Annotated in this window: 26 protein-coding genes and 3 tRNA genes; 21 read left to right on the plus strand and 8 right to left on the minus strand. The window is 67.1% G+C overall.

Features of this window, described 5'->3' with window-relative positions; genetic code table 11:
• Positions 1–145 precede the first annotated feature (145 nt).
• The 3 genes from A5775_RS25715 to A5775_RS19440 form a co-directional block, all read right to left on the minus strand.
• The gene (locus tag A5775_RS25715; RefSeq protein WP_197512744.1) at positions 146–301 is read right to left on the minus strand and encodes a DUF6131 family protein; all 156 of its coding nucleotides are present in this window, start codon (positions 299–301) and stop codon (positions 146–148) included.
• A gap of 21 nt (positions 302–322) precedes the next feature.
• Positions 323–562: a hypothetical protein gene (locus A5775_RS19435; RefSeq protein WP_067255985.1), complete on the minus strand. Its 240-nt coding sequence runs from the start codon at positions 560–562 to the stop codon at positions 323–325.
• A 266-nt stretch (positions 563–828) separates the two neighbouring features.
• Complete coding sequence (locus tag A5775_RS19440) at positions 829–1,785, minus strand: class I SAM-dependent methyltransferase (RefSeq protein ID WP_067255987.1); 957 nt, start codon at positions 1,783–1,785, stop codon at positions 829–831.
• Positions 1,786–1,910: 125 nt separating this feature from the next.
• Here A5775_RS19440 and A5775_RS19445 point away from each other — a divergent pair, with 125 nt between their 5' ends.
• Genes A5775_RS19445 through A5775_RS19455 form a run of 3 tightly spaced genes read left to right on the plus strand, consistent with a single transcriptional unit; the run spans position 1,911 to position 3,800 of the window.
• On the plus strand, positions 1,911–2,270 hold the full coding sequence (locus A5775_RS19445; protein WP_067255989.1) for a nuclear transport factor 2 family protein: 360 nt from the start codon (positions 1,911–1,913) through the stop codon (positions 2,268–2,270).
• 39 nt (positions 2,271–2,309) lie between these two features.
• Positions 2,310–3,308, plus strand: coding sequence for a phosphotransferase family protein (locus A5775_RS19450; protein ID WP_369827896.1), 999 nt, complete (start codon positions 2,310–2,312; stop codon positions 3,306–3,308).
• Between the two features lie 18 nt (positions 3,309–3,326).
• The gene (locus A5775_RS19455; RefSeq protein ID WP_067255994.1) at positions 3,327–3,800 is read left to right on the plus strand and encodes a hypothetical protein; all 474 of its coding nucleotides are present in this window, start codon (positions 3,327–3,329) and stop codon (positions 3,798–3,800) included.
• A gap of 275 nt (positions 3,801–4,075) precedes the next feature.
• On the opposite strand, the gene A5775_RS19460 is transcribed toward A5775_RS19455, so the two are convergent.
• Together A5775_RS19460 and A5775_RS19465 are read right to left on the minus strand one after the other, a co-directional pair.
• A tRNA-Arg gene (locus A5775_RS19460) sits at positions 4,076–4,148 on the minus strand.
• A 42-nt stretch (positions 4,149–4,190) separates the two neighbouring features.
• A tRNA-Ser gene (locus tag A5775_RS19465) sits at positions 4,191–4,279 on the minus strand.
• An 84-nt stretch (positions 4,280–4,363) separates the two neighbouring features.
• Here A5775_RS19465 and A5775_RS19470 point away from each other — a divergent pair.
• Positions 4,364–5,431 (plus strand): pyridoxal phosphate-dependent aminotransferase, encoded by a 1,068-nt coding sequence (locus tag A5775_RS19470; RefSeq protein ID WP_067255996.1) that lies wholly within the window; start codon positions 4,364–4,366, stop codon positions 5,429–5,431.
• Between the two features lie 11 nt (positions 5,432–5,442).
• Complete coding sequence (locus tag A5775_RS19475) at positions 5,443–5,904, plus strand: DUF4334 domain-containing protein (protein ID WP_067255998.1); 462 nt, start codon at positions 5,443–5,445, stop codon at positions 5,902–5,904.
• A 138-nt stretch (positions 5,905–6,042) separates the two neighbouring features.
• On the opposite strand, the gene A5775_RS19480 is transcribed toward A5775_RS19475, so the two are convergent.
• On the minus strand, positions 6,043–6,627 hold the full coding sequence (locus A5775_RS19480; protein WP_082953088.1) for a TIGR03086 family metal-binding protein: 585 nt from the start codon (positions 6,625–6,627) through the stop codon (positions 6,043–6,045).
• A 23-nt stretch (positions 6,628–6,650) separates the two neighbouring features.
• Here A5775_RS19480 and A5775_RS19485 point away from each other — a divergent pair, with 23 nt between their 5' ends.
• From A5775_RS19485 to A5775_RS19500, 4 genes are read left to right on the plus strand one after another with little or no spacing between them, the layout of a single operon-like run.
• Entirely contained in the window at positions 6,651–7,475 is an 825-nt protein-coding gene (locus tag A5775_RS19485) for a crotonase/enoyl-CoA hydratase family protein (protein WP_067256002.1), read from the plus strand.
• Positions 7,476–7,500: 25 nt separating this feature from the next.
• Entirely contained in the window at positions 7,501–8,736 is a 1,236-nt protein-coding gene (gene lipE / locus A5775_RS19490) for a lipase LipE (protein ID WP_067256005.1), read from the plus strand.
• 28 nt (positions 8,737–8,764) lie between these two features.
• Positions 8,765–8,953 (plus strand): hypothetical protein, encoded by a 189-nt coding sequence (locus A5775_RS19495; protein ID WP_067256007.1) that lies wholly within the window; start codon positions 8,765–8,767, stop codon positions 8,951–8,953.
• Between the two features lie 39 nt (positions 8,954–8,992).
• Positions 8,993–10,111: a hypothetical protein gene (locus A5775_RS19500; RefSeq protein WP_067256010.1), complete on the plus strand. Its 1,119-nt coding sequence runs from the start codon at positions 8,993–8,995 to the stop codon at positions 10,109–10,111.
• Positions 10,112–10,117: 6 nt separating this feature from the next.
• Here the strand turns inward: A5775_RS19500 and A5775_RS19505 are convergent.
• Positions 10,118–10,204 (minus strand) — tRNA-Ser (locus A5775_RS19505).
• A gap of 37 nt (positions 10,205–10,241) precedes the next feature.
• On the opposite strand from A5775_RS19505, the gene A5775_RS19510 reads away from it, so the two are divergent.
• The gene (locus tag A5775_RS19510; protein ID WP_067256329.1) at positions 10,242–11,213 is read left to right on the plus strand and encodes an NAD(P)H-quinone oxidoreductase; all 972 of its coding nucleotides are present in this window, start codon (positions 10,242–10,244) and stop codon (positions 11,211–11,213) included.
• Between the two features lie 85 nt (positions 11,214–11,298).
• Here A5775_RS19510 and A5775_RS19515 read toward each other — a convergent pair whose 3' ends face one another.
• On the minus strand, positions 11,299–12,495 hold the full coding sequence (locus A5775_RS19515) for a cysteine desulfurase-like protein (RefSeq protein WP_067256012.1): 1,197 nt from the start codon (positions 12,493–12,495) through the stop codon (positions 11,299–11,301).
• A 129-nt stretch (positions 12,496–12,624) separates the two neighbouring features.
• Between A5775_RS19515 and A5775_RS19520 the strand changes: the two genes are divergently transcribed.
• The 11 genes from A5775_RS19520 to A5775_RS19570 all read left to right on the plus strand — a co-directional run bounded on the left by A5775_RS19520 (position 12,625) and on the right by A5775_RS19570 (position 24,343).
• Positions 12,625–14,598 carry a DUF6541 family protein gene (locus tag A5775_RS19520; protein ID WP_067256014.1) on the plus strand — a complete coding sequence of 658 codons (1,974 nt, stop codon included), beginning with the start codon at positions 12,625–12,627 and terminating at the stop codon, positions 14,596–14,598.
• Positions 14,599–14,688: 90 nt separating this feature from the next.
• Positions 14,689–15,138, plus strand: a complete 450-nt coding sequence (locus tag A5775_RS19525; protein ID WP_231995230.1) for a bacterial proteasome activator family protein — start codon at positions 14,689–14,691, stop codon at positions 15,136–15,138.
• 20 nt (positions 15,139–15,158) lie between these two features.
• A complete protein-coding gene (locus tag A5775_RS19530) occupies positions 15,159–15,956 on the plus strand; it encodes an ABC transporter ATP-binding protein (RefSeq protein ID WP_008263074.1) in 798 nt (265 codons plus the stop codon).
• Positions 15,953–16,867: a glycosyltransferase gene (locus A5775_RS19535; protein ID WP_067256019.1), complete on the plus strand. Its 915-nt coding sequence runs from the start codon at positions 15,953–15,955 to the stop codon at positions 16,865–16,867. Before A5775_RS19530 ends, A5775_RS19535 begins: the two co-directional genes overlap by 4 nt.
• Positions 16,864–17,694 (plus strand): ABC transporter permease, encoded by an 831-nt coding sequence (locus A5775_RS19540; RefSeq protein ID WP_067256021.1) that lies wholly within the window; start codon positions 16,864–16,866, stop codon positions 17,692–17,694. The genes A5775_RS19535 and A5775_RS19540 overlap by 4 nt, the downstream gene beginning before the upstream one ends.
• Before the next feature lie 42 nt (positions 17,695–17,736).
• Positions 17,737–19,197, plus strand: a complete 1,461-nt coding sequence (locus A5775_RS19545) for an HNH endonuclease signature motif containing protein (RefSeq protein ID WP_067256024.1) — start codon at positions 17,737–17,739, stop codon at positions 19,195–19,197.
• Between the two features lie 74 nt (positions 19,198–19,271).
• Positions 19,272–19,751: a GreA/GreB family elongation factor gene (locus A5775_RS19550; protein WP_067256026.1), complete on the plus strand. Its 480-nt coding sequence runs from the start codon at positions 19,272–19,274 to the stop codon at positions 19,749–19,751.
• A gap of 41 nt (positions 19,752–19,792) precedes the next feature.
• Complete coding sequence (locus tag A5775_RS19555; protein ID WP_067256028.1) at positions 19,793–20,215, plus strand: GtrA family protein; 423 nt, start codon at positions 19,793–19,795, stop codon at positions 20,213–20,215.
• 32 nt (positions 20,216–20,247) lie between these two features.
• Positions 20,248–21,630 carry an FAD-binding oxidoreductase gene (locus tag A5775_RS19560; protein WP_067256031.1) on the plus strand — a complete coding sequence of 461 codons (1,383 nt, stop codon included), beginning with the start codon at positions 20,248–20,250 and terminating at the stop codon, positions 21,628–21,630.
• Between the two features lie 11 nt (positions 21,631–21,641).
• The gene (locus tag A5775_RS19565) at positions 21,642–22,406 is read left to right on the plus strand and encodes a decaprenylphospho-beta-D-erythro-pentofuranosid-2-ulose 2-reductase (protein ID WP_067256033.1); all 765 of its coding nucleotides are present in this window, start codon (positions 21,642–21,644) and stop codon (positions 22,404–22,406) included.
• A 2-nt stretch (positions 22,407–22,408) separates the two neighbouring features.
• The gene (locus tag A5775_RS19570) at positions 22,409–24,343 is read left to right on the plus strand and encodes a galactan 5-O-arabinofuranosyltransferase (RefSeq protein ID WP_067256036.1); all 1,935 of its coding nucleotides are present in this window, start codon (positions 22,409–22,411) and stop codon (positions 24,341–24,343) included.
• Positions 24,344–24,345 lie beyond the last annotated feature (2 nt).

A 24,345-nucleotide genomic window follows, 5' to 3' on the forward strand; every position in this document is an offset into this window, starting at 1 on the left:
CACACTGCGGCGGCCGGGGGGGGCCTACAACCCCACCTTTCGCGGCGCCCTCTTGCGCGGGGCATACCACAACCATTGCCGCCCCGTGTAAACCCCCCGGCGCCCGGGGGGGGGCCGGCGCGCGTTCGCGGTTTCGGCAGCAGGGTTAATACCAGTAGCGCCTGCCGCCGACCGGACGGCCGATCGAGCCCAGAATCCAAAGGATCGCGCCAATCACCAACAGCACGATGCCTAGCGTGGTCAGCACGGGTACGTGGAAGAAATACCCGAGAACAAGCAGGACAATTCCTAAGATAACCATTTCGACTTCCTTCGGTGAGGGTTAGAGGTTGACCGATGGCATTGAACTTGGTTGCGGCAGATGGCAATCCGCGACTTTCGGGTTGACGCCAAAGTAATTCAACGGTCCGGCGATCACGGTCACCGCAACCGTGCCCGCGGAGGCGCATGTCGTTTGGTCGTTTTTGAAGTAATCCCGTTGCCACGCCGCGAAGGCTCCGATCAGCAACCACACCAAAGCAACCGTTCCGATGATCCCGCTGCCACGCATCGTGACCTCCATTGTGATCGAGAAGAAGTTTTCTCGTGGACGTGAAGTTACCCATTCGACTTATGTCTAAACATGCAATGGGTTATGCGGCAGTACTTGTCGGCATATCCCGGCACGTCAGAGGTGGTTGGCGCGCCAAACGGCGACCCGCACCGTCGACGCCGGAAAAGCCGCGCGCCCCGGATGAGCTCAGCTAATTTGAGTATTCGCCCCGACTGGCGATGTTCAGACTCGAATAAACGCGCCTGAGCCGTTAATCATCAGCGGCACTTTCGGTCTCAGCGTTCGGGCTGCGGCGCTCGCCGCTGCGCGGACACATAGAGGGTGGGTGGCATCGAATCCTCCGCGCCCGGCGGGATCCGGCGGCCGTACCGGGCCATCAACTCCGCGAACGTCGCGGTCGCGACGTCCCAGCCGCGGTCGCGCAACCAGCCGTCGACGGGCGTGCGCTCCTCCGCGTACCAGAGCTCGTCGAAGTCCGTGATCTCGGCGTTGACCAGCTCGGCGGCCGCGGCCCGCATGCGTCGCATGTCCTCGCGCTGGCGCTGCACCCGGTCGGGGTCGGTGAAACCCGAGGCGGGCACGTTGGACGCCACCCGGCTGCCCTCGACACTCAACGCATCTATCCGCTCGAACAGCAAGTCCTGTGCCTGCGCCGGCAGGTAGCGTACGAGCCCTTCGGCCGACCAGACCGCCGGTAGGGACGGGTCGAACCCCGCTTCCTGCAACGCTTTCGGCCAATCCTGACGCAGGTCGATCGGCACGTTGACCAGTTGCGCGGTCGGCTTCGCGCCGTGCTCGCGCAGGGTGGTGGATTTGAATTCCAGCACCTTGGGTTGGTCGAGCTCATACACGACCGTGCCGTCGGGCCACGGCAGCCGCCAGCTGCGCGCGTCCAGTCCGGCCGCCAGAATCACCACCTGGCGAATCCCGGCGTCGGCCGCGTCCAGGAAGAACTCGTCGAAGAACGCCGTCCGGGTGGCCATGAAGTCGACCATCAGCTGTAGCCGCGCCCGCAGATCCGGTTCGATGTCGCCCGCCCTGGCCAGCAGCGCCGGATCGGCGTAGATGCTCCACATCCCCTCGCCCGCGGCGTCGACGAACACCCGCGCGAACGGGTCGTTGATCAGCGGGTTCTCGCTCTCGGTCTCCGCGGCGCGGGCTGCGGCAACACCGAGCGCGGTCGCGCCGACGCTTTGGGTGATTTCCCAGGAATCGTTGTCGGTCCGCGGCATCGCCAGTTCCCTTCCCCAGAAAGTAAGTTACGCACACTATCCTTCCAGCCGCCGCCACCGGACGCCTCCCGTCGACCCTGCCCTAGTCTTTTTCCCAGACTGTCCACAGGTTGCAAGGGAGTGCCATGACACCCACCCAATCGCGTACGCCGCGGGAGGTGTTCGCCCACCACGGCACGGCGCTGGCCGCGGGCGACCTAGACGAAATCCTCGTCGACTACGCCGAGGAGTCCGTGCTGATCAGCCCCGCCGGCGTGGCGCGTGGCAAGCAGGCGATCCGCCAGGTGTTCGCGCAACTGCTCGCCGACCTGCCGGATGCCAACTGGGACTTGAAGACCCAGCTGTTCGACGATGATGTGCTGTTCCTGGAATGGGCCGCCGATTCGACCGCCAACCGGGTCGACGACGGTGTCGATACCTTCGTGTTCCGCGACGGCATGATCCATGCGCAGACCGTCCGATACACGCCACACCCGAAGGGCTGACGAGTGGACCCGGTGAATCTGGAAGCCGTAGCGGAATGGATGTCCGGGCAGGGGCTCGGCGAGGGCCCGTTGCAAGACGTCTCCAACGTCACCGGCGGAACGCAGAACGTCATGCTGCGGTTCAGCAGGGCCGGGCGGCCCTACGTGCTGCGACGCGGCCCGCGGCACCTGCGTCCGCGCAGCAACAGCGTGATCTTACGGGAGACGAAAGTCCTTGCCGCACTGGCTGGTTCGGACGTGCCCCATCCACACCTGATTGCCGTCTGCGAGGACCCCGCCGTGCTGGGCGATGCGGTCTTCTACTTGATGGATCCGGTCGACGGCTTCAACGCCGGCGAGGGTCTGCCGCCGCTGCACGCCGGTGACGCCACGGTGCGGCACGGCATGGGCCTGTCGATGGCCGACGCGCTGGCCAAGCTCGGTGCCGTCGACCATGTCGCGGTCGGCCTCGCCGAATTCGGCAAGCCGGAGGGCTTTTTGGAACGCCAGGTGCCGCGCTGGCTTTCGGAGCTGGAGTCCTACAACGACTACGACGGCTATCCGGGACCGCAGATCCCCGGCATCGAGGAGGTGTCGGGCTGGTTGGACCGGCACCGGCCGACGCACTGGACGCCGGGCATCATGCACGGCGACTACCACGCGGCCAACGTGATGTTCTCGCGCACGGGGCCAGACGTGGTCGCGATCGTCGATTGGGAGATGTGCACGATCGGTGACCCGCTGCTCGACCTGGGCTGGCTGCTCACCACCTGGCGCCAGCCCGACGGTTCGGCCGTGTTCAGCCACGCCCTGGGCGGGCAGGACGGATTGGCCAGCACCGACGAGCTGTTTCACCACTACGCCGCCAACACGACCCGTGACCTGTCACACATCGCCTGGTACACGGTGCTGGCCTGCTTCAAGCTCGGCATCGTGATCGAGGGGACGCTGGCCCGGGCCTGCGCGGGAAAGGCGGAGAAGGAGGTCGGCGACCAATTGCACGCCGCCACCGTGCATCTGTTCGAGCGGGCGCTGCGCCTCATCGACAACGAGGACTGACCTACTACGATTCGTCTCGTGCCGCCCTATCCCGAGGAACCGGACTACTACTCCGAACCCACCGCGGCCGCGCGGTACGGCGGCTCCTACGACGGCGCGCCCGAACCGCCCGAGCCCCCGACGCCCTGGTACCGCCGCCCGGCAGCGCTGGTCGCCGCCGGCGCCATCGGTGCGCTACTGCTCGGCGTGATCGTCTTCGCGGCGGTCAAGCTTGCGGGCAATTCGCCGGCGCCCGCCCCGGCAACGACGACAACGCCGGCACCCTCCACCACCGCACCGGTGACCACCACGACAACGGAGGCGCCCCGGCACGACGGCGGTGGCGGCGGGCCTACCGAGACCGTCCCACCGACGAGCACCGACACGGGCACGACGACGGTCTCGCCCAGCACGGTCACCGTTACGCCGAGCACCGAGACCAGCACCGTCACCCAAACCGTGACCGAGCCGCCGCGTCGGGGGCCATTCGGCGGGCCGTTCGGGGGACGCTAGCGCAGCGCTCCCCGGGTTCCGTCAAACCCGAGGGCGCAACAGAATTCGACCGCTTACGACAAGGCGCAAGTGGTGACGCCTAATGCGCTTGTGCTGCAACCGCAACCAGACGTCATCGAGGCGCTGGAGGCGATTACCAGGGCGGCGAGGATTGTGGTGACGCGGGCCACGACTCAACTCCGATGTTCGCACGGAACTTAACTGTTGCCCGAGGCCGATGAATTTACGCGCAGACCGGCGCGCGAGGAACCGCGTTTGCGCACGAAATGACTGAGCGCGCCCGAAGGGATTCGAACCCCTAACCTTCTGATCCGTAGTCAGATGCTCTATCCGTTGAGCTACGGGCGCTTGTTCTTCAGTTGTGGTTCCGCGTTCCGTTCAAGGACCCAGCGGAGGCGAGAGGATTTGAACCTCCGGTCCCCTTTGAGGGGGACAACTCATTAGCAGTGAGCCCCATTCGGCCGCTCTGGCACGCCTCCCTTTGGACTTTCTGAGGGTACCGACCCCTTTCCGGTCTCGCGGAACCGGCCATACTGTACACAGTTGGGACATAAACTGTCGAAGTGACCGCCCGCCTGCGCTCCGAACTGGCCGGACTGCCAGTGTATGTGCCCGGCAAGAACGTGCCGGGGTCCATAAAACTGGCCAGCAACGAGACCGTTTACGGCCCGCTGCCCAGCGTGCATGCGGCGATCGAGCGCGCCATTGCCATCGTCAACCGCTACCCGGACAACGCCAGCGTGGACCTCAAGGCGGCGCTGGCCATGCACCTGGGTTCCGGTGTCGCCCCCGAGCACATCGCCGTCGGCAGCGGTTCGGTCACGTTGTGCCAGCAGTTGGCTCAGATCACCGCCGCGGCCGGCGACGAGGTGATGATCGGCTGGCGCAGCTTCGAGTGCTACCTGCCCATCATCCAGGTGTCGGGCGCGACGACCGTCCCGGTGCCGTTGACCGACCACACGCATGACCTCGACGCGATGCTCGCCGCGATCACCGACCGCACCCGGCTGATTTTCGTCTGCAACCCCAACAATCCGACGTCCACGGTCGTCGACCCCGACGCGCTGGCCCGTTTCGTCGCCGCCGTGCCGCCGCACATCCTGATCGCCATCGACGAGGCCTATGTCGAGTACGTCCGCGACGGCATGCTGCCCAACAGCCTGGAGCTGGCTTTCACCCACAGCAATGTCGTTGTGCTGCGGACCTTTTCGAAGGCCTACGGGTTGGCGGGCTTGCGGGTCGGATATGCGGTCGCCCACCCCGACCTGATCACGGCGCTGGACAAGGTCGTCATGCCGTTCGCGGTGACGAACGTCGCCCAGGCGGCCGCCATCGCGTCGCTGGAGGCCTCCGACGAGCTGATGGCCCGCACCGACGCGCTGGTCCTCGAACGCACCCGCGTGAGCGACACCCTGCGCGGCGCCGGGTTCGAGCTGCCGCCGTCGCAGTCGAACTTCGTCTGGCTGCCGCTCGGGTCGCGCACCATGGACTTCACCGAGCAGGCCGCCGACGCGCGACTGGTGGTGCGGCCGTTCGCGTCCGAAGGCATCCGTGTCACCATTGGTGCGCCGGAGGAAAACGACGCCCTGCTGCGTTTTGCCTGCGACTGGATTGCCCGCACCGAACCCTAAGGAGTCGCCCCGTGGACCTCGCGCGCAAGAAGTTCACCGAGTTCAAAGAGCGCAGCGGCGACATCGCGGATTCCGAGCTCGACGAATTCTGGGTAGAACTTTCACCCGCGGCGCTCGAGGAAATGCTCGGCGAATGGAAGGGTGGCGAGTTCCAGACCGGCCACAAAATGAACGGCCAGCTGGAAAAGGCCGGGTGGTTCGGCAAGACGTTCAAATCCGTCAGCGACGTGCAGCCGCTGGTCTGCCTGGACGCCGACGGCAACAAATTCTCGAACGTGGAAATGGGCAAGGGTGAGGCCAGCCTGTGGCTGGAGGACTTCCGCGGGGAGGTCACCGCCACCATGGTCTACGACGGCCAGCCGGTGCACGATCACTTCAAGAAGATCGACGACAACGCCGTGATGGGCATCATGAACGGCAAGGGCGTTCGGGACAACGGCAAGTACTACTACTTCTACCTGGAACGCGTCTAGCTTCCGAGCCGCGCCGTCGAGTGTGCACTGACGGCCTTGACTGTGCGTCCAGGGCGACGACACGCCGCGCGGACCCGCCGTGGCTTCACACTCAAAGCCCAGGCTTCACACTCGACGGGGCGAAAGCCGAAGAGCCGACTATCTCGCCGGATTGCGGCCGGTGAACGCGACCAACTGTTCGAGCGCGCCGGCGTCAGCGGGCACGTCGACCGGGTCGTCGAATCCGGCGACGCCCCGCAACTCCGGCCTGATGATCTGGCGGGCCAGCCCCAGCACGTACTCGGACAGCGGCTCCGGGGCGTCAACCTTGCGCCCCGTCGCGGCCGCGTAATCCCAGGCGTGTACCAGGAATTCGATCGACAGGACGCCGCACGCGCTCTTGGCGGGCATCTCGCCCGTGCCAAACGGCACCGACCCGCCCAGGCCGTGGCGGTGCCAGGCGTCCAAGGCCGGCCGCGCCGCGGCGACCACCTGCCGTTCCACCGAATCGCCGTCGGCGGGCTCGGGAATTTCGGCGCCCACCATGCCGCCGAGAGCCCTGATCGAACTGAGCAGGTGCCCGGTCAGCTGTGCCACATCGAAATCCGCGCAGGGCGTCCGTCGCGACAGGTCATCGGTGGCGACGGTGTGCAGGACCCGCTGCAGCACACCCAGGGTGTCCTCGGCGCTGTGCAGCTCGTCGGTCGGCGGGGAATGCGGGCCGGGTCGCAAGTCAGGAGCCATATTCGCCACGCTACGGTCTCGATATGGCGCAAGCATATGAATCCGTCACCGTGGAGAAGAAAGACCACGTCGCCCAGGTGACGCTGATCGGGCCGGGGAAGGGCAACGCGATGGGGCCCGCATTCTGGTCCGAGCTCCCCGAACTCTTTCCGGACTTGGACGCCGACCCCGAGGTGCGGGCCATCGTCTTGACCGGTTCGGGCCGCAACTTCAGCTACGGCCTGGACCTCGCCGCGATGGGCGGGACGCTGTCAGCGGTGCTGGGTGAGGGCGCCTCGGCGCGACCGCGGGCGGAATTCCACCGCGAGGTCAAGCGCATGCAGGGCGCGATCAGCGCGGTCGCCGACTGCCGGACCCCCACCATCGCCGCGGTGCACGGCTGGTGCATCGGCGGCGGCGTCGACCTGATCTCGGCGGTGGATATCCGCTACGCCAGCTCCGACGCCAAGTTCTCGGTGCGCGAGGTCAAGCTCGCCATCGTCGCCGACGTCGGCAGCCTGGCCCGCCTGCCGCTGATCCTGAACGACGGGCACCTGCGTGAGCTGGCGCTGACCGGCAAGGACATCGACGCGGCCCGCGCCGAGAAGATCGGGCTGGTCAACGACGTGTACGCCGACGCCGAGGCCACGCTCGCCGCCGCCCACGCCACCGCCGCGGAGATCGCCGCCAATCCCCCGCTGACCGTGCACGGCATCAAGGACGTCCTCGACCAGCAGCGCATTGCGGCCGTCTCGGAGAGCCTGCGGTATGTGGCCGCTTGGAACGCCGCCTTCCTGCCGTCCAAGGACCTGACCGAGGGCATCTCGGCGACGTTCGCCAAGCGTCCGCCGCAGTTCACCGGGGAGTAGGACGGCGACACGTACCCTCGCTGAGGTGACTCCTGACGGCAAGATCCGCGTCCCGGCCGATCTGGACGCGGTGACGACGATCGGCGCCGAAGACCACTCCGAAATCGACAGTGCCGCAATCGACCGGATCTGGCAGGCCGCGCGGCATTGGTACCGGGCCGGCTTCCATCCCGCCATCCAGCTGTGCATCCGCCGGCATGGGCGCGTCGTGCTCAACCGCGCGATCGGCCACGGCTGGGGCAACGCCCCGAGCGACCCGCCCGACGCCGAGCAGATCCCCGTCACACCCGACACCCCGTTCTGCGTGTACTCGGCGGCCAAGGGAATGGCGGCGACCGTGGTGCACATGCTCGCCGAGCGTGGCGTCTTCTCACTCGACGACCGGGTCTGCGACTACATCCCCACCTTCACCAGCCACGGCAAGCATCGGATCACCATCCGACATGTGATGACGCACAGCGCCGGGCTGCCGTTCCCGACCGGCCCGCGCCCGGACGTCAAGCGCGCCGACGACCACGAATACGCGCAGCAGAAGCTCGGCGAATTGCGGCCTCTCTACCGCCCCGGGCTGTTCCACATGTACCACGCGCTGACCTGGGGTCCGCTGATGCGCGAGATCGTGTACGGGGCCACCGGCAAGGAAATTCGCGAAATCCTGGCCACCGAGATCCTCGACCCACTCGGCTTCCGCTGGACCAACTTCGGCGTTGCCGAGAAGGACCTGCCGCTGGTGGCGCCGAGTCACGCCACCGGGCGAACGCTTCCGCCGGTGGTCGCCCAGATCTTCCGCAAGGCGATCGGCGGAACCGTGCACGAGATCATCCCGTACACGAACACCCCGCTGTTTCTGACCACCATCATCCCGTCGTCCAACACCGTGTCGAACGCACAGGAGATGTCGCGGTTCGCCGAGATCTGGCGACGTGGAGGCGAACTCGACGGTGTGCGGGTCATCAGTCCGGAGACCATGTACGGCGCGATAGCCGAATGCCGAAGGCTGCGACCGGATTTCGCGGTCGGGCTGCAACCGGCCCGGTGGGGCACCGGCTACATCCTCGGCACCAACCGGTGGGGGCCGTTCGGGCGCAACGCCCCGCACGCCTTCGGCAACCTGGGCCTGGTGAACATCGCGGTCTGGGCCGACCCCGCGCGCGGGCTGGCGGCCGGCGTGGTGAGCAGCGGCAAGCCCGGACGGGATCCGGAAGCCCGCCGGTATACGGCCCTGCTGGACACGATCACCGCCGCAATCCCCGCGGGTTAACGACCACGGCAGTGGGAACCCTGCCGTCATGGCTACCTATCGAGTGCTCAACCCGAAAGGCGACGTCGTCGCGACCAAAGACATCGACAGCGCCGGCGACGCACACGCATGGTTCGTCGACAACAAGGCTGACAACAGCGAGCTCGGCTGGCGCATGGAAGTCGAGCACGACGGCGACTGGCATTTCTTCGACGACAGCGAGGGCGATCGAAGCTAACGGTGTTTGTGCTTCCGCTCGCGGGGCAACCAACAAGGCATGGACTCGCAACGCTTCCGCAAACTGCTGGACGCACCGGGGCCCTTCGTTTCGGTGTATTTCGACGACTCGCACGACACCCATGACGCCGAGGCTCAACTCGAGCTCAAGTGGCGGGCGATTAAAGAGGACCTCCAACGCTCGCGTGCCGGCGCGACGGTGATCGACGCGATCGAGGACGCGGTGATGAACCTGCGGCCCCCGATCGGCCGAAGCGGGAGGGCGGTGATCGCCAGCGCCGACGGTGTGGTGATCAATGAGCATCTGGCCCGCCCCGCCGCCGCCACCGTCATTCGGGTATCCGAATTGCCTTACCTGGTACCGATTCTGGAGCAGAGCTTCGATCACCCCGACTATGTCCTGGTGGTCGTCGACCACAGCGGCGCCGACATCACGACCCATATGGGCGGGACACTGCGCACCGAGACCGTCGACGGCGGCGGCTACCCCGTGCACAAGGCCGCGGGGGCCGAGACCGCCGGATACGGCGACCCCCAGTTGCGCACCGACGAGGCCGCCCGCAAGAACGTACGCGCGGTCGCCGATCGCGTCGCCGAGCTTGCCGACGACAAGGCGATCGAGGTGATCTTCGTGGTGGGTGAGGTGCGATCGCGCTCGGACCTGCTGGCCGCGCTGCCGGAACGGCTGCACGACCGCGCGGTGGCACTCGAGGTCGGAGCGCGGCACAGCGGCCACGGCTTCGGCGAGATCGAGCAGGCCATCGAAGAAGAATTCATCAAGCGCCAGCTGCGGACCATCGACGATGCGGCACAACGATTTACCGCCGAGATCGGGCGGCAGTCGGGGCTGGCGGCCGAAGGACTCGGTCCGGTCTGCTCGGCGCTGCGCCAAGGCGCGGTGGAGACGCTGATCATCGGCGACATCGGCGACGCCACCGTGGTTGCCGACGAGGGCCTGACGGTCGTCGCCCCCAACGAAAACGTGCTGTCCGAGCAGGGCGCCGCCCCCGCCAAGACGCTGCGGGCCGACGAGGCGCTGCCGGTATCCGCGATCTCGGTCGGCGCGGCGCTGGTGCGGACCGACGAGCGGATCTCCCCGGCCGACGGCGTGGGCGCGGTGCTGCGCTACGCGCCGACGCTGCACCAGAGTGTCGAATGACGAGGGCGGTGGCGGAGGGATTTGAACCCCCGGACGGTTTTAGCCGTCTCTCGCTTTCAAGGCGAGTGCATTAGGCCGCTCTGCCACGCCACCGCTGATCAGGGTAGCGGCACTGGGTAGCGTGGCCACCATGCGCGCCATCGTCGCCGAATCCTCCGACCAACTTTCCTGGCAAGAAGTCGCCGACGTATCCGCCAGGCCCGGCGAGGTGGTGATCAAGGTGGCCGCCGCCGGCGTGAACCGCGCGGACGTGCTGCAGGCCGCCGGCAAGTACCCGCCCCCGCCGGGCGCCAGCGAAACCATCGGCATGGAGGTGTCCGGCGTCATCACCGAGGTCGGCGATGACGTCACGGAATGGTCTGTGGGGCAAGAGGTTTGCGCGCTGCTCGCCGGCGGGGGATACGCCGAATACGTCGCCGTTCCCGCCGGCCAGGTGCTGCCGATTCCCTCCGGTGTGGACCTCGTCGACGCCGCCGGGCTGCCGGAAGTGGCCTGCACGGTGTGGTCGAACCTGGTGCTCACCGCGGGCCTGGGCGAGGGACAACTCCTGCTCGCGCACGGCGGGGCCAGCGGCATCGGCAGCCACGCGATCCAAATCGCGCGGGCGCTCCGGGCCCGGGTGGCCGTCACCGCCGGCTCGGCGGAGAAGCTCGACTTCTGCCGCGAGCTGGGCGCCGACATCACGATCAACTACCACGACGAAGACTTCGTCGCGCGGCTGCGCGACGAAACCGACGGCGCGGACGTGATCCTCGACATCATGGGCGCGGCCTACCTGGACCGCAACATCGACGCCCTGGCCAGCGACGGACAGCTCGTCATCATCGGGATGCAGGGCGGTATCAAGGGCGAGCTCAACATCGGCAAACTGCTCGCGAAGCGAGCGCGGGTCATCGGCACCACGTTGCGCGGGCGTCCGACCACCGGACCGAACAGCAAAAGCGAAATCGTGCAGGCGGTGACGGCCTCGGTGTGGCCGATGGTCGCCGACGGCCGGGTGCGGCCGATCATCGGCGCCCGCCTGCCCATCCAGCAGGCCGGCGACGCGCATCAACAACTGGTGGCGGGCAAGGTGACCGGGAAGATCGTGTTGACCGTCTAGCGGATTCGCGAGCGTAACGTGGCTGCGATTTTCGGGCCGGATTTTCGCCGTGGCGTTACGCTCGCGACCACAAGGTCAGCCAGTCTTAACCCAGGGAAGCCAGCGCGCGCACCAACTGGTCGACCTCGGCCGTCGTCGAATAGTGCGCCAGCCCGACGGTGACCGCGCCCCCGATGTCGTTGACGCCCAGCACGTCAAGCGCGCGAGAACTCTCGTTGGTGACGGCCAGAATCCCGTTGTCCGCCAGCCGCTGCACCACTCGTTCGGCGGGCACCCCGTTCAGCGCGAAACTGACCACCGGGATCCGCACCTCCGGACGGCCGATGACCATCACCAACGGCAACGAGCGCAACGACACCATCAGGTAGTCATAGATCCGGTTCAGATATGACGTGGCGGATTGCATCGACACCGCCAGACGCTCGCGGCGGCCGCCGCGGGCGGATTCGTCGAGCGAGGCCAGGTACTCGATGCTGGCGACCACCCCGCCCAGCAGACCGAACTGGTGCGCACCGATCTCCAGGCGCGCCGCGCCGGTGGCTTTCGGGTCGGCCGAGATGGAGCTGAACGAATTGAGCAGCACCGGATCGCGGAACACGATCGCCCCGATCGGCGGACCGCCCCACGCGGCGGCGTTCACCGCCACCACGTCGGCGTCGGTTTCCTTCATGTCGAGCAGCCGGTAGGGCGCGGCGGCGGAATGGTCGACCACCACCAGACCCCCGACGTCGTGCACCAGCTTGGTCATCGCCCGCAGATCGGTGACGGTCCCCATCGTCGCGGACGCCGAAGCGACGGCGACGAGCCGCGTCGACTTGCCGATCAGGCCCTCCCACTGCCACGTCGGCAGCTCGCCGGTCTCGATGTCGATCTCGGCCCACTTGACCTTGGCCCCGTACCGGTGCGCCGCCCGCAGCCACGGGGCGATGTTGGCTTCCTCGTCCAGGCGGCTGACGATCACCTCGTAGCCCAGGCCGGCGCGCGACGACGAGGCCTCGGCCAGCGCGGCCAGCAAAATCGCACGATCGGCGCCCAGCACGACACCCGCGGGTTCCACGTTGAACAGATCGGCCACCGCCGCCCGGGCCGCCTCCAAGATGGCGGCACTGCGCTGTGCCGACGGGTGTGCCCCCACAGTGGTGGGTCCAGACCTGCGGAAAGCCGTCGACACGGTAGTCGCGACGGAGTCGGGAACGAGCATCCCGGCGGGCGCGTCGAAGTGGACCCACCCGTCACCCAGGGACGGATGCAGTCCGCGCACCCGGGCGACGTCATATGCCATGTGGGCCACCTTAAAGCTTCCGCGTTTTTGCGAAAATGTGACGGTAGCGGGTGCCTTGAAAGGGTCCAAGCCGTTCCGGCCAGGCGGTGGCCTCCCGAGCCAGGGCACCCGGCCAGCCATACTAGTCGAGTGGGGCTCTGGTTCGGAACGCTCATTGCATTGTTTTTGCTGATAGCGCCCGGGGCGATCATCGCACGTATCAGTCAGCTGTCGTGGCCGGTCGCTGTTGCGGTGGGCCCGGCGCTGACCTACGGCGTGGTTGCGCTCGCCATTATTCCGTTTGGTGCCATCGGAATACCGTGGAACGGCTGGACCGCGCTGGCCGCGCTGGCCGTGGTCTGCGTGGTGATGACCGGTTTCCAGCTGCTGCTGGCCCGCTACCGCGACCCCGATGCCGAAACCCGCCGGGTCAGCCGCTGGCCGGCCGTCACGGTGGCGGCCGGTGTGTTGCTGGGGGCGTTGCTGATCATGTGGGCCGCCTACCGCGGCCTGGACGCCCATTGGCAGACCGTCCCGAGCACCTGGGACGCGGTCTGGCACGCCAACGAGGTGCGGTTCATCCTGGACACCGGCCAGGCGTCATCCACCCACATGGGCGAGCTGCGTAACGTCGACACGCACCACACGCTGTACTACCCGTCGGTGTTCCACGCCCTGACCGCGGTGTTCTGCCAGCTGACCGGGGCGGCGCCCACCACCGGCTACACGCTGAGCTCGGTTGCCGCATCGGTGTGGCTGTTCCCGACCGGCGCGGCGATGCTCACCTGGCGTCTGCTGCGCCCCACCTGGGGCGAATGGCGCACCGCGGGCGCCGCGGCGACCGCAGCCACGCTGGCGGCATCGTTCACCGCGGTCCCCTACGTCGAGTTCGCCGTCGCCGCGATGCCCAACCTGGCGGCCTACGGAGCCGCCGTCCCGGCGTTCGTGTTGATCACCTCCACGTTGCGGCACCGCGACCGTATCCCCGCGGCCGTACTGGCGCTGGTGGGTGTGATGTCGGTGCACATCACGGGCGGGGTCATCGTGCTGTTGATGCTGCTGGCCTGGTGGCTCGCGGATGCGCTGTGGCATCCGGTGCGCGGCAGGCTGGCCGACGTGGCGGCCCTGGCCTGCGTCGCGGTGGTGTCCGGGTTGATCCTGCTGCCGCAGTTCATCAGCGTCCAGGAACAGGAAGACATCATTGCCGGGCACTCGTTCCTCACCTACCTCAGCAAGAAGCGGGGGCTCTTCGACGCCGTCTTCCAGCACTCCCGCCACCTCAACGACTTCCCGGTCCAATACGGGCTGATCGCGTTGGCCGCCATCGGCGGCGTCATCCTGCTGGTCAAGCGGGTCTGGTGGCCGTTGGCCCTGTGGCTGCTGCTGATCGTGGTGAACGTCGACGCCGGTAATCCGATCGGCGGCCCCATCGGCGCGGTGGCCGGAATGTTCGGCGAGTTCTTCTATAAGGATCCACGCCGGATCGCGGCCGCCACCACCCTGCTGCTGGAGCCGATGGCCGGCATCGCCTTGTTCGTGATCGTGCTGGGCGTCGTTGCCGGTGCCCGACGACTCACCAACCGGTTCAAACCGCTGCCCGCCCCGGTCTGGGTGTCGGTCACCGCGGTCCTGCTGGTGGCGACCACGGTGTTCAGCGCGCGCCACTACCTCTATCGGCACCTGTGGTTGTTCGGCGACAAATACGACTCGGTGATGATCGACCAACGCGATCTGATGGCCATGGCGTATCTGGCCAAGCTGCCCGGGGCCCGCGACACCCTGATCGGCAACGCCAACACCGACGGCACCGCGTGGATGTACGCCGTCGCCGGCCTGCACCCGCTATGGACGCACTACGACTACCCGCAACAGATGGGCCCGGGCCCCAACCGCTACATCTTCTGGACCTCGGCGCGCCGGGGCGATTCCGATCCGAGGGTCCTCGAAGCGATCAAGGCGCTCAATATCCGGTACATCTACACCAGCTCGCCCACTGTCCGGGGGTTCGCCGTACCCGAAGGACTAGTGTCACTGGATAAGTCGAAGTCGTGGGCCCTGATCTACGACAATGGCGGTGCCCGAATCTACGAATGGCGCGGAAACGGCACGACGCCACACTCATAGTCCACAAAGGATGGTGAAGTATTGAGTACCCGCAACGATGGCCCCGACGATAGCGACGTCGAAATCATCGGCGGTGTCGACCCGCGGATCATGGCGGTCGCCGACGATGACTCCGATGAGCGCTCGCTGACCGACCTGGTCGAGCAGCCCGCAAAGGTGATGCGGATCGGGACCATGATCAAGCAGCTGCTCGAGGAAGTGCGCGCCGCGCCGCTGGACGACGCCAGCCGCAACCGGCTGCGCGAGATCCACGCGACCAGCATCCGCGAACTGGAAGAGGGCTTGGCGCCCGAACTGCGTGAGGAACTGGACCGCCTCACCCTGCCCTTCAACGAGGACGCCGCGCCGTCGGACGCCGAATTGCGCATCGCCCAAGCGCAGTTGGTCGGCTGGCTGGAAGGGCTCTTTCACGGCATCCAGACCGCGCTGTTCGCCCAGCAGATGGCCGCCCGCGCCCAACTGGAGAATATGCGCCAGGGCGCGCTTCCCCCGGGCGTCGGCAAGCCGGGCGGCGCGCCCGGGCACGGTCAGTACCTGTAAGCGGCATTAAGTAGTTCACGGTGTCGGGTCCTCACATCAAGACGCACAACGCGTGGGTGGAATTTCCCATCTTCGACGCCAAGTCGCGTTCGCTGAAGAAGGCCTTCTTGGGCAAGGCGGGCGGCACGATCGGGCGCAACAACTCCAACGTGGTTGTCGTCGAAGCGTTGCGGGACATCACCATGTCCCTCGAGCTGGGCGACCGGGTGGGCCTGGTCGGCCACAACGGGGCGGGGAAATCGACTCTGCTGCGCCTACTTTCGGGCATCTACGAGCCCACCCGGGGCTGGGCGCAGGTCACCGGGCGGGTGGCGCCGATCTTCGACCTCGGCGTCGGGATGGACCCCGAGATCTCCGGCTACGAGAACATCATCATCCGCGGCCTGTTCCTCGGGCAGACCCGAAAACAGATGCAGTCCAAGGTCGACGAGATCGCCGAGTTCACCGAGCTGGGTGACTACCTGTCGATGCCGCTGCGCACCTATTCCACCGGTATGCGGGTCCGGCTGGCCATGGGCGTGGTCACCAGCATCGATCCCGAGATCCTGCTGCTCGACGAAGGCCTGGGCGCCGTGGACGCCGACTTCATGAAGAAGGCCCAGTCGCGGTTGCAGGGTCTGGTGGAGCGGTCCGGAATCCTGGTGTTCGCCAGCCATTCCAACGAATTCCTGGCCCGGCTGTGCAAGACGGCGATGTGGATCGACCACGGTGTCATCCGCATGACCGGCGGCATCGAGGACGTCGTGCGGGCATACGAGGGGGAGGACGCGGCCCGGCACGTGCGCGAGGTGCTGGCCGAGACGGCCGGACAGCCATGAGCGACACCGTCGTCGCCGTCGTCGTCACCCACCGGCGCCCCGACGAGCTGGCCAAGTCCCTCGATGTGCTGAGCACGCAGACCCGGCTGCCCGACCACCTCATCGTCGTCGACAACGACTTTACGGGTGACGGCCGTGTCCGCGAACTTGTTGCGGGACAACCCATTCCGACCACCTATCTCGGATCGCGCCGTAACCTAGGCGGAGCAGGCGGCTTCGCGTTGGGCATGCTGCACGCGTTGGCGCTGGGCGCCGACTGGGTGTGGCTGGCCGACGACGACGGGCGCCCGCAGGACTCCCATGTTCTGGCCACCCTGCTGGCGTGCGCGGACAAGCACGGCCTGGCCGAGGTGTCACCGATGGTGTGCAATATGGACGACGCGGCGCGGTTGGCGTTTCCGTTGCGCCGCGGCCTGGTATGGCGCAGGCGCGCAAGCGAATTGCGCACCGAGGACGGGCAGGACCTGTTGGGTGGCATCGCGTCGTTGTTCAACGGCGCGCTGTTCCGGGCCGCGACGCTGGAATCGATCGGCGTCCCGGATCTTCGGCTGTTCATCCGGGGCGACGAGGTGGAGATGCACCGGCGGCTGGTGCGTTCCGGCCTGCCGTTCGGCACCTGCCTGGACACGGTCTACCTGCACCCGTGCGGATCCGACGAATTCCGCCCGATCCTCGGCGGCCGGATGCACACCCAATATCCCGACAATGCCACCAAACGGTTCTTCACCTACCGCAACCGCGGCTACCTGCAGTCACAGCCCGGGCTGCGCAAGCTGGTGGTGCAGGAATGGGTTCGGTTCGGCTGGTTCTTCTTGGTCACCCGTCGCGATCCCCGAGGTCTGGCCGAGTGGATCCGGTTGCGGCGCTTGGGACGTCGTGAGCAATTCGGCCAGCTGGGAGGACCCCGATGACGTTCCTTGACGCGGCGGCACAGTCGCGGACATTCACCCGGGCCCGTGGCGATCTGGCCGACGGCTTCCGTCGTCACGAGCTCTGGCTGCACCTGGGCTGGCAGGACATCAAGCAGCGCTACCGCCGCTCGGTGCTGGGGCCCTTCTGGATCACCATCGCGACCGGGACCACCGCCGTCGCCATGGGTGGCTTGTACTCCAAGCTGTTTCACCTCGAGCTGTCCGTGCATCTGCCGTATGTGACGCTGGGCCTGATCATCTGGAACCTGATCAATGCCGCCATCCTGGAGGGCGCCGATGTGTTCGTCGCCAACGAGGGACTGATCAAGCAGTTGCCCACCCCGCTGAGTGTGCATGTCTACCGGCTGGTGTGGCGGCAGGTCATCTTGTTCGCGCACAACATCGTCATCTACGTCGTGATCGCGATGATCTATCCCAAGCCGTGGTCGTGGGCCGACCTTGCGGTGATCCCGGCGTTGGTGCTGATCGTGCTCAATTGCATATGGGTGTCGCTGTGTTTCGGCATCCTGGCGACCCGCTACCGCGACATCGGTCCGCTGCTCTTCTCCGTCGTGCAGTTGCTGTTCTTCATGACGCCGATCATCTGGAACGACGACACCCTGCGCCAGCAGGGGGCCGGACGGTGGTCGCGCATCGTCGAGCTCAACCCGCTGCTGCACTACCTCGACATCGTTCGCGCGCCGCTGCTCGGGGCGCACCAGGAGCTGCGGCACTGGGCCGTAGTGCTGGTGTTGACGGCCGTCGGTTGGGTGCTCGCGGCCTTCGCGATGCGCCAATACCGCGCCCGGGTGCCGTACTGGGTTTAGCGCTTCGCCGGCTTGTCACCGGGCGCGGCTACTATCGAATGTATGTTCGAAGTGGTGGCCTGCGACCTCGCGTTTCACGGCGTCGACGACGCCGGTGTGTTGGACCGGGTCACCGCGGCGGCCCGCGCGCAAAACGCGCACTGCGCCCGGGAGTTGGCGGCGATCGGGGAGCTGTATGCACGTAGGGCTCCGGCCGACGACGCCGACCGTTTCAATTGGGCCGTCGACGGGCACGAGAATGTGGTCGCCGAGGTGGCGGCCGCACTGGGCATCAGCCGCGGCCGCGCGGCCGGCCGGTTGCACTATGCGATCGCGTTGCGTGAGCGGCTGCCACGGGTCGCCGAGGTCTTCGCCCAGGGAAGAATCGATTTCCGGCTGATGGCGGCGGTGGTGTACCGCACCGATCTGATCGAGGACCCCGAATTGATCGCCCGGCTGGACGCCGCGGTGGCCCGGCATGCACCGAAGTGGATGCGGTTGTCGGGGCCGAAAATGGCCGAGCGTATTGACATGTGGGTGGCGCGGTTCGATCCCGCGGGAGTGCGCGTGCCGGGGATGCGCAGTCAAGATCGCCGCGTCGAGATCGGGCCCATCAGCCCAGGGCTCGCGGAAATCTCGGCGACGGTGCACGCCACCGATGCGGCCGCAGTGGACCGCGCGCTTGACGCGTTGGCCGACTCGGTGTGCCGGAATGATTCACGAACCAAGGCTCAGCGTCGCGCCGACGGTTTTGCCGCGATGGCCGCCGGGCTGACCGTTTTGCGCTGCGACTGTGGCGGGCCGGATTGCCCTGCGGCGCAGCGTCCCTCGGGCACCAACGTCGTGATCCGTGTGCTGGCCGAGCCGGCCGCGGTCGGCGGCCAGACATGCGCGCTGGCGTATCTACCTGGGTTCGGCCCATTGCCGACGGCGTCGCTGCGCGAGCTGGCCGGTGTCGCGAAGACCAAGCCGCTTTCGCTGCCGCCGGATCGCGCGGAAGCCGGGTATCGCCCGTCGACCGCACTGGCCGAATTCATCCGCTTTCGCGATCTGACATGCCGATTCCCCGGCTGCGATGCTCCGGCCGACCTCTGCGATATCGACCACACGGTGCCGTTTCCCCTCGGTCCCACCCATCCGTCGAACCTCAAGTTGCTCTGCCGCCACCATCACCTGCTCAAGACGTTCTATACAGGCCCTGATGGCTGGCGGGATCGCCAGCTTCCCGATGGCACGGTGGTGTGGACGTCGCCGACGGGACATACCTACACCACCAAACCCGTTGGTAGCCATTATTTTCCGGCACTGGCTGTCCCGACCGGAACGCTGACACTGCCGACCTTCACGCCCGCACCTCAGCAGAACCGCGGTGTCATGATGCCGGTCCGGCAGCGAACCCGGGCCGAGGATCATGCCGCCCGGGTCCGCTGGGAGCGCGGCATCAACGAGGCACGCATCAGCGCCGAGGCGGCACGTCGGGCCGAGCGGTCGGCGCCCAACATCAACGACCCGCCACCCTTCTAGATGGTGGCGGGTTGGCTCATCGTGGTGTCACACTGGTACGCCATCTGAGCACACCGGGCGAAAGGTCCACCGACGTGAGCAAGAAAGTCCCATCGGCAGCGGACGCCGCGCGGAACAACCTCGAAGCGGAGCTGGACCGGCTGCGGCAGCGGCGCGACCGCCTCGAGGCCGAAGTCAAGAACGACCGCGGGATGGTGGGCGATCACGGCGATGCGGCCGAGGCGATCCAGCGCGCCGACGAACTCGTGGTCCTCTCCGAGCGGATCAACGAATTGGACCGGCGTCTGCGGGCCGGGCCGCCGGACTCCGACTCCTCGGCGACGCTGCCCGGCGGCACCGAGGTGACCCTGCGGTTCGCCGACGGCGAAGTGGTCACGATGCACGTGATCTCCATCGTCGAGGAGACGCCCGTGGGCCGGGAAGCCGAGACGCTCACCGCGCGCAGCCCGCTGGCCCAGGCCCTGGCCGGGCGCAAGCCGGGTGACACGGTGACCTACTCGACGCCGCAGGGCGAGAACCAGGTTGAGTTGATCGCGGTCAAGTTGCCGCGCTGACGCTGCCCGCCAGCGCCCGGCGGCCCCGTTAGACTCCCCCAATGCTTCCCCCCGAGTCCCCGACCGCGCCGGCGCGCCTGAGCCTGACGACGCAGGTCACGCGTTTCGTCGTCACGGGCGGCCTGGCGGGGATCGTGGACTTCGGGCTCTACATGTTGCTCTGGAAGGTCCTGGGCGTACAGGTTGACCTGTCCAAGGCGACCAGCTTCATCGTCGGCACCATCACCGCCTATCTGATCAACCGCCGGTGGACCTTCCAGGCGGCACCGAGTACCGCCCGGTTCGTCGCGGTCATGGTTCTCTACGGCATCACCTTTACCGTGCAGGTCGGGCTCAACCACCTGTGCCTGGTCCTTTTGCACTATCGGGGGTGGGCGTCCATCGTCGCTTTCGTGATCGCGCAGGGGACCGCGACGGTAATCAACTTCGTCGTGCAGCGGGCCGTAATCTTCCGCATCCACTGAGCCGCCATCGGCAGGCGGTACCCTCTTTGACGATGTCGAGCACCGATCCCGTGACCAAGCCCACCCGGCTGATGGGCTTTGGGCGCACCGCACCGTCGGTGGCCCAGGTGCTGTCCACCCGCGATCCCGAGGTGATCGCCAAGGCGGTGGCCCGGGTGGCCGACTCGGGCGGTCGGGGCGTCATCGCCCGCGGGCTGGGCCGGTCCTACGGCGACAACGCGCAAAACGGCGGCGGCCTGGTGATCGACATGACCGGGCTCAACCGCATCCACTCGATCAGCGCCGACACCCAGCTGGTCGACGTCGACGCCGGCGTCAGCCTGGACCAACTGATGAAGGCGGCACTCCCGTTCGGGCTGTGGGTTCCGGTGCTGCCGGGCACGCGGCAGGTGACCGTCGGCGGCGCGATCGCCTGCGACATCCACGGCAAGAACCATCACAGCGCGGGCAGTTTCGGCAACCACGTGCGGTCGATGGACCTGCTCATGGCCGACGGCTCCGTGCGCACCGTCACCCCCGAGGGGGATGATGCCGAACTGTTCTGGGCCACCGTCGGGGGCAACGGCCTGACCGGGATCGTGCTGCGCGCGACCATCGCCATGACGCCGACGGAGACGGCGTACTTCATCGCCGACGGCGTGGCCACCAAGGATCTCGACGAGACGGTCGCCGTTCACCTCGACGGCAGCGAAGCCAACTACACCTACTCCAGCGCCTGGTTCGACCTGATCAGCCCGCCGCCGAAGCTCGGCCGGGCCTCGGTCAGCCGCGGCAGCCTGGCGAAGCTGGATCAACTGCCGAAGAAACTCGCCAAGAACCCGCTGAAATTCGATGCGCCGCAGCTGTTGACGGTACCGGACATGTTTCCGGTCAGCGCCATGAACAAGCTGTCGTTCATGGCGATCGGCGAGGTGTATTACCGCCTGGGCGGAACGTACTCGGGCAAGATCCAGAATCTGTCGCAGTTCTACCACATGCTGGATCTGGTCAGTGGCTGGAATAACTCCTACGGCCCAAGGGGTTTCGCCCAGCATCAGTTCCTGGTGCCGCCGAACGCGATGGACGAATTCAAGGCCATCATCCGCTGGATCCAAACCAGGGGCCACTACTCGGCGCTGAACGTGTTCAAGCTTTTCGGCCCGGGCAACCGCGCACCTCTGAGTTTCCCCATGGCCGGTTGGAACGTCGCGATGGACTTCCCCAACAAGCCCGGGATCAACGAGTTCCTCAACGAACTCGACCGGCGCGCACTGGAATTCGGCGGCAGGGTCTATACCGCCAAGGACTCCCGTGTCAGCGCGGAGACCTTCCACGCCATGTATCCGCGCATCGACGAATGGATCGCTGTGCGCCGCAAGGTCGATCCCTTGCGGGTGTTCGCCTCGGACATGGCCCGACGTTTGGAGCTGCTCTAGATGGTGTGTCAATGGTTCTAGATGCCGTAGGAAATCCGCAGACCATCCTGCTGCTCGGCGGCACGTCCGAGATCGGGCTGGCCATCTGCGAACGCTACCTGCAGAACGCGCACGCACGAATCGTGCTGGCCGCCATGCCGGGTGACCCAGGCCGCGAGGCCGCGGTGGCGCAGATGAAGGCCGCGGGCGCGCGGTCGGTGGAGGTGATCGATTTCGAAGCCACCGATCCCGACACCCACCCGAAGATGATCGATGCGGCGTTCGCCAACGGAGATGTAGACGTGGCCATCGTCGCCTTCGGCATCCTCGGTGACGCCGAGGAGCTGTGGCAAAACCAGCACAAGGCCGTGTTGGCCGCCGAAATCAACTACACCGCAGCGGTTTCGGTGGGCGTACTACTGGCCGAGAAGATGCGGGCCCAGGGCTTCGGCCAGATCATCGCGATGAGTTCGGCCGCCGGTGAGCGGGTGCGGCGGTCCAACTTCGTCTATGGCTCCACCAAGGCGGGTTTGGACGGCTTCTATCTGGGCCTGGGAGAAGCGTTGCGTGAGTTCGGGGTTCGCGTCCTGGTGATCCGTCCCGGCCAGGTGCGTACCCGGATGAGCGCGCACGTCAAGGAAGCGCCACTGACCGTCGACAAGGAATACGTCGCCAACCTCGCGGTCACCGCTGCCGCAAAGGGTAAGGAATTGGTTTGGGCACCAGCAGCATTCCGTTATGTGATGATGGTGTTGCGACACGTCCCGCGTCCCATCTTCCGCAAGCTGCCAATCTGATCATGCGTAACGCGCTGGCCACCCTCGGCCAGATGGCCTTGGCGGTGCTGGTCGCAGTGGCCGTCGCGGTGGTGTCGCTGACCGCCATCTCCCGCGTGCAATGGCCGGCGTTCCCGTCATCCAATCAACTTCACGCGCTGACCACCGTGGGCCAGGTCGGCTGCCTGGCCGGGCTTCTCGCCGTCGGCTGGGCGTGGCGGCGCTCCGGCCGGCCCAGGGGTCGGCTGCTCGCGCGATTGGGTGGGCTGGTCTTCGTGTCGGCGTTCACCGTCGTCACCCTGGGCATGCCGCTGGGGGCCACCAAGCTGTACCTGTTCGGCATCTCCGTCGACCAGCAGTTCCGCACCGAATACGTGACCCGCCTCGCCGACAACCCCGCGCTGCGCGACATGACCTATCTCGGGCTGCCGCCGTTCTACCCGCCCGGCTGGTTCTGGATCGGCGGGCGCGCGGCGGCGCTCAGCGGGACACCGGCCTGGGAGATCTTCAAGCCGTGGGCCATCACCTCGATCACGATCGCGGTCGCGGTCGCGCTGGTGCTGTGGTGGCGGATGGTGCGGTTCGAGTACGCGCTGATCGTGACCACCGCGACGGCCGCGGTCACGCTGGCCTACGGCTCGCCCGAGCCCTACTCGGCGATGATCACCGTGCTGTTGCCGCCGGTGCTGGTGCTGACCTGGTCGGGCCTGCGCGCCGCGGACCGTCCCGACGCGCCGAGACGCGCCGGCTGGGGCGCGGTGATCGGCGCCGGGCTTTTCCTGGGGTGGACGGCCACCTGGTACACGCTGTTGTTCGGGTTCAGCGCGTTCGCGGTGGGGCTGATGGCGCTGTGGCTGGCCGGGCGCCGTTGGTATCGAAACAGGAAGAGCGACGGCGTCAAGGCCGCGCTCGATCCGCTTGCGCGCTTGGCCGTCATCGCCGGCATGGCCGTGGTGATCGGATGCACGACCTGGTTGCCGTTCCTGTTGCGAGCGGCCGGCAGCCCGATCAGCAACACCGGAGGCGCCGCCCACTACCTGCCGGCCGACGGGGCCGAGCTGACCTTCCCGATGCTGCAGTTCACGCTGCTCGGCATCGTCGCCATGATCGGCACCCTGTGGCTGGTGGTGCGGGCCCGCTCCTCGGTACGGGCGGGCGCGCTGGCCATCGGCGTGCTCGCCGTCTACCTGTGGTCGTTGCTGTCGATGCTCACCACGTTGGCGCGCGTCACGCTGTTGTCGTTCCGGCTGCAGCCGACCCTGAGCGTGCTGCTGGTGGCCGCCGGGGCGTTCGGATTCCTTGAACTCGCTGCGGCGCTGGCCGCCGCGGGCCGCGATCGGAGTTGGGGCCGAACCGTCTCCCCGGTGGCCGGCGCGATCGGCCTGGCCGCGGCGATCGCGTTCAGCCAGGACATCCCCGACGTGCTGCGCCCGGATCTCACCATCGCCTACACCGACACCGACGGCAACGGGCAGCGCGGCGACCGGCGGCCGCCCAGCGCCGAAAAGTTCTATGCGACAATCGATCACGACATCACGCAGGTGACGGGCAGGCCCCGTGACCAGACCGTGGTGATGACGGCCGACTACAGCTTCCTGTCCTTCTATCCCTACTGGGGATTCCAGGGACTCACGTCGCACTACGCCAACCCGCTCGCCCAATTCGACCTGCGGGCCGCGCAGATCAACAAGTGGTCCAAGCTCAAGACCGCCGACGAGCTGATCCACGCGCTGGATACCTGCCCTTGGCCGCCGCCGACCGTATTCCTGATGCGCCGCGGCGCCGGTTCTGGTTTGGGAGGCAACTACACCCTGCGGCTGGCCGAGGACGTCTATCCCAACCAGCCCAACGTGCGGCGCTACACCGTCGATCTGCGCGGTGCGCTGTTCGACAGCCCACGCTTCGTCGTCCGCAGCGTCGGCCCCTTCGTGCTGGCCATCCGCAAGCCGGCGGCGTAGCG

This window comes from Mycobacterium sp. 852002-10029_SCH5224772, assembly GCF_001667315.1.
GTDB lineage: Bacteria > Actinomycetota > Actinomycetes > Mycobacteriales > Mycobacteriaceae > Mycobacterium.